Annotated in this window: 4 protein-coding genes; all 4 read right to left on the minus strand. The window is 65.8% G+C overall.

Annotation, left to right across the window (positions count from 1 at the left end):
• Nucleotides 1-804 (minus strand): ribose ABC transporter permease (locus tag EN906_RS23880; protein ID WP_127375425.1); only part of this gene is annotated, 804 nt, incomplete at its 3' end.
• Nucleotides 801-2,345 carry a sugar ABC transporter ATP-binding protein gene (locus EN906_RS23885; protein ID WP_127266681.1) on the minus strand — a complete coding sequence of 515 codons (1,545 nt, stop codon included), beginning with the start codon at nucleotides 2,343-2,345 and terminating at the stop codon, nucleotides 801-803. The genes EN906_RS23880 and EN906_RS23885, both read right to left, overlap by 4 nt.
• Nucleotides 2,342-3,721 (minus strand): carbohydrate kinase, encoded by a 1,380-nt coding sequence (locus tag EN906_RS23890; protein ID WP_127266682.1) that lies wholly within the window; start codon nucleotides 3,719-3,721, stop codon nucleotides 2,342-2,344. Before EN906_RS23890 ends, EN906_RS23885 begins: the two co-directional genes overlap by 4 nt.
• On the minus strand, nucleotides 3,718-4,494 hold the full coding sequence (locus EN906_RS23895; RefSeq protein ID WP_127266683.1) for a DeoR/GlpR family DNA-binding transcription regulator: 777 nt from the start codon (nucleotides 4,492-4,494) through the stop codon (nucleotides 3,718-3,720). Before EN906_RS23895 ends, EN906_RS23890 begins: the two co-directional genes overlap by 4 nt.
• Between the last annotated feature and the right edge of the window lie 112 nt (nucleotides 4,495-4,606).

The following is a 4,606-nucleotide window of genomic DNA, read 5'->3' on the forward strand; positions in this document are numbered from 1 at the left end:
GAGGATGACCGCAGCAATGGCGTCGAGTTCGTAGGATTGCCCGAGCTGCAAGCCGTTGGCTGCGTAGAGCCGGGCCGCCGACATGGCGCCGCCAAGACCGGCCAGCAGGCCGGAAACGCCATAGACGAAGAGCAGCACCAGCGGCACCTTGATACCGGTCAGCCGCGCCGCTTCGGCATTGCCGCCGACGGCATAGATCCAGGTGCCGAGCACGGTGCGCTTGAGCACCAGCCAGGACAGCACCACCACCGACAGCGCGATGATGACCAGCCACGGAATGCCGAACAGCGAACCGTTGCCGATGAAATCGAACGGCAGGTCCGAGTTGAACACCGTGGTGTCCTGGCCGAGCAGGCGGGCGACACCGCGCACCGCGGTCAGCGAACCCAGCGTGACGATGAAGGGCGGCAGCTTGATGTAGGCGATGAGCAGCCCGTTGATGAGGCCGAAGCCGAGGCCGACCAGAATGGCCGCCGGCACGCCGAGCAAACCCCAGTCCGGCACCAGCGACACCATCACCGCCACCATCGCCGATGCGGCGAGGATGGCGCCGACGGACAGGTCGATACCGCCGGTCAAGATGACGAAGGTCATGCCGGCCGCCAACACGATGTTGATCGACGACTGCTGGGTGACGATCAGAAGATTGGTCTCGGTCAGGAAGCGCGGGTTCAGGAACTGGAAGCCGGCCGCCAGCAGGATCAGCACCGGCAGCATGCCGAGGGCAGCGAAAGCCGTGCGCAAACGTCGGCTTGTGCCGGTGGCCTGGCCGCCTGCGCTGATCTCGGTCGCCTTGTCGGTCATTGCTGAGCCGCTCCTGTTGCAAGTTCCATGATTTTCTCCTGGCTTAGCGGTTCGCCTTGCGATGCCGTCACCTCGCCCGATATCGTACCGTCGCGCATCACCAGCACGCGGTCGGCGACGCCGATCACCTCGGGCAGTTCGCTGGAGATCATCAGGATGGCAATGCCCTGTTTGGCGAGATTGTCGATCAGCCGGTAGATTTCCGATTTCGCCCCGACATCGACGCCGCGGGTCGGCTCGTCCAGGATGACGACCTTCGGCTCGGTTTCGAGCAGGCGGGCGAGCAGCACCTTCTGCTGGTTGCCGCCCGACAGCGAGCCGGCATTGGCCTGCACCGAACTGGTGCGGATGGAGAGATCGGCAACAGCCTTGGAAGCGCGCCTTTCGGCGGTCGCGAAGTCGCGCAAGCCGCCGGCGCGCGAATCCCGCGCCAGCACGCCCATGCTGATGTTGTCGGAAATCGACATGTCGAGGAACAGGCCAAGTTCCTTGCGGTCCTCGGTCAGATAGGCGATGCCGGCATCGAGCGCCTCGCGCGGCGAGCCGATGGAGATCGTTTTGCCGTCGAGTTCCAGCGTGCCTGACACGCGCCTGTCGGCGCCGAAGATCAGCCGCGCAAGCTCGGTACGGCCGGAGCCGACCAGACCCGCCAGCGCCAGCACCTCGCCCTTGTGCAGGTCGAACGAACAGTTTTTCAGGAGACGGCCGTCGGACATGCCACGCACCGAGAGCGCCACCGCGCGCTTTTCGTCCGGCGGCCGATGATCCTTCTTGTAGAAAGCCGACAGATCGCGGCCGACCATCATCGACACCAGGCGCGAGGCGCTGAGGTCGGCACGCTCGAGCGTACCGACATAACCGCTGTCGCGCAGCACGCTGACGCGATCCGCAAGCTGGTAGACCTCTTCCATGCGGTGACTGATGTAGATGATGGCGATGCCTTGCGATTTCAGCGTCGCGATGACCTCGAACAGCCGGTCGGTCTCGCGCGAGGTCAGCGACGTGGTCGGCTCGTCCATGACGATGATGCGCGCATTGGTCGACAGCGCGCGGGCGATCTCGACCAATTGGCGCTCGCCGAGCGACAGGCTGGAGACCATGTCGCGGGCCGAAAAGGAGACGCCCAGACGCGCGACGATCTCCCTGGCGCGCCGGGTGCACTGGTCGCGGTCGACGATACCGAAGCGTCGCGGCTCGTTGCCGAGGAAGATGTTTTGCGCCACCGTCAGATTGGGCGCCAGCGACAGCTCCTGATAGATCACCGCGACGCCGCTGGCGCGCGCCTTGATCGGATCGCCGGTCGCGGCCGGCATGCCGTCGATCAGGATCTCGCCGCCGGCATCCGGCCGATAGGCGCCTGAAAGCACTTTCATCAATGTCGACTTGCCGGCGCCGTTTTCGCCCATCAAGGCGTGCAGCTCGCCGGCGTGGACGCTGAGCGAGACATCGTGCAAGGCACGGATGGTGCCGAACGTCTTGGAGATGTGCCGCATCTCCAGCACCGGCTGGCGCGCGGTCTCGGCCCTGGCAATCGCACTCATCGCGCGCCTCCCACTGCCGCATCAGCGACGCCGCGGTCCATGGTGGCGTCGCGCCAATTGCTGCGATAGCCTGCCAACCCGGTGAAACGCGATGCGCGCACCGGCTCCGGAACTTCGGCGGCGAATTCGCGCCCGACGCTCTCGAAGGCGAGCGCCGCGGCACCCGTGGCGCTGCCCTCCAGCGTGGCGCCCTGCAGGAAGGCCTGGCCGGGACGCAACTGCGCCAGCAGCCCGGCGAGCACACCGCCTGTGTTCAGCCCGCCATCGACGATCACGGTGTTGTTCGAATGGATGAGGTCGAGGCAGAGATCGACCATCAGCGCGACATAGAGCAGCGCCGCGGCCGCGCGTTCCTCGGCATTGGGCGCGCGCCCGACCAGTCGGCCGGAATGCCCCGACATCGGCCCGCCCGGCGCAAAGCTCGGCAGCGCCATGATGCCGGCATCGATCACCCGCTGCACCACTGGGCCGGCGATCTCGCCTTGCCAGCCGGCGCTGATTGTTGCGAATTCGCGCCCGCCCATGAAGCGGATGGTCGGTACTGGGCCGCCGCCGACATCGACGTTGACCAGCATGTCGCGATCCCGGTCGAGTGCGTCGAGCGGGCAGTCCGGATTGAGCACGATGACCCAGGTGCCGGTCGAAACGACGGTGACCGGGCCAAGCTCCTGCCGGCGATAGGCATGCAGCGCCGCATTCGAGTCATGGACGCCGTTGTGGATGGCGATCGGTCGCGCCGCGGCGCCGAGGCGGTGCTCGCCGATAACAGTGCCGGCGCGCTCGAAGGCAGGCATCCGGTCACGCCAGCCCTGCGCGTCGACCAGCGAGGAAAAGTCTTGGCGGCGCGGCGCCCACAGATGCGAATGGCAGCCGAGATAGGACACTTCCGAGACCGCCCGCCCGCCAAGGCGCCAGCTCCAGTATTGCGGATAGCCGAGGATCGATTTCGACGCAGCGAACGCGTCCGGATCGACCTCCTGCAGCCACAGCATGTGGCGGCCGTAGTTGAAGCCGAGCGGCAGCCGCGGCGAGAACGTCTCGGAAAAGTCAGGAATGCGGCGATCGATCCGCGCGGCAATCTCGGCCGGCGGCTCTTGCTCGTAATCGAGGATCGGACGCGTCAGCGCCGCCTCGTCGACCAAGGCAAAGGTGCAGCCATGGCCCGACACCATCACCCCTTCCACTCCATGACCGTCGACCGCATCGGCAACGGCGCTGAGCGCCCAATGGTGGAGGGCCGCCTCGTCGAGCACGCTGAAGCCGTCTTGGCGCACCCATTTCGGCTGTGTCCGGCGCTCGTCGATGATCCGCCCGTCCTGGCCGAAGACGAACAGCTTCGAATTGGTCTTGCCGAAATCGAGGACAGCCACCTTCACTGGATGGCTCCCGAGGCTATCCGCACCATGACGCCGGCGTCTTCCAGCATGCGCGCATCTGCGTCGGAGAGGCCGTCGTCGGTGACCAGCGTGCCGATGCGCGAAAGCGGCAGCGCGACATTGCGCGCGTGGATCGACAGTTTGCGGCTATCGGCCAGCACCACGATCTGGTCGGCGCAGAGGCTGAGATCGACGATCGAGCGTACCAGCAGCGGGTGCGATTCCATCACGCCTTCCTGGCCAAGGCCTTGCGCGCCGAGAAAGAATTTGGAGGCGTAGAAAGGCACGGCCTGGGTGAGCGAATGGATGATGCCGGGCTCGCGATGCAGATCACCGCCGGCAACCGTCAGGCTGCAATGGCCGTGGTCGCTGAGATAGGCCGCCAGCGGCATCGAGTTGGTGTAGAGGCGGATGTTGCGCTCGGCGAGCTTGACCCCGAGATGGAAGCAGGTCGAGCCGCCATGCACGATAACGGCGTCGCCGTCACGCACCATGGTCGCCGCCAGAGCGGCGATCTGCCGCTTGGCCTCGACCGCAAGGTCGCGGTTCTCGTCATAGGGCCGGGCGTAGGCGACACCGGCCTGGGAAGCGCCGTCGAGTGCCGAGATGCCGCCATAGACCTTCCGTGCTTCGCCGGCCTCGTCGATCCGGTCGATGTCGCGCCTGACCGTCGCGGCCGAAACGCCAAGCCGTTCCTGCAGCTCACGCACCGAAGCGAACGGACGATCCCGCAGCAGTTCGACGATCTGACGCTGGCGGCCGGAGTCGCTCAATTCTTTCCTCCCGGATGCCATTTTCCATGGCAGTTGGCGCAACTTACTCAACATTAGCCAGATTGCAAGCGGGTTTTGATGATAGTAGATCACTATTGACGTAGATCACTCG

Source organism: Mesorhizobium sp. M7A.F.Ca.CA.004.06.1.1 (genome assembly GCF_003999135.1).
Lineage (GTDB): Bacteria > Pseudomonadota > Alphaproteobacteria > Rhizobiales > Rhizobiaceae > Mesorhizobium.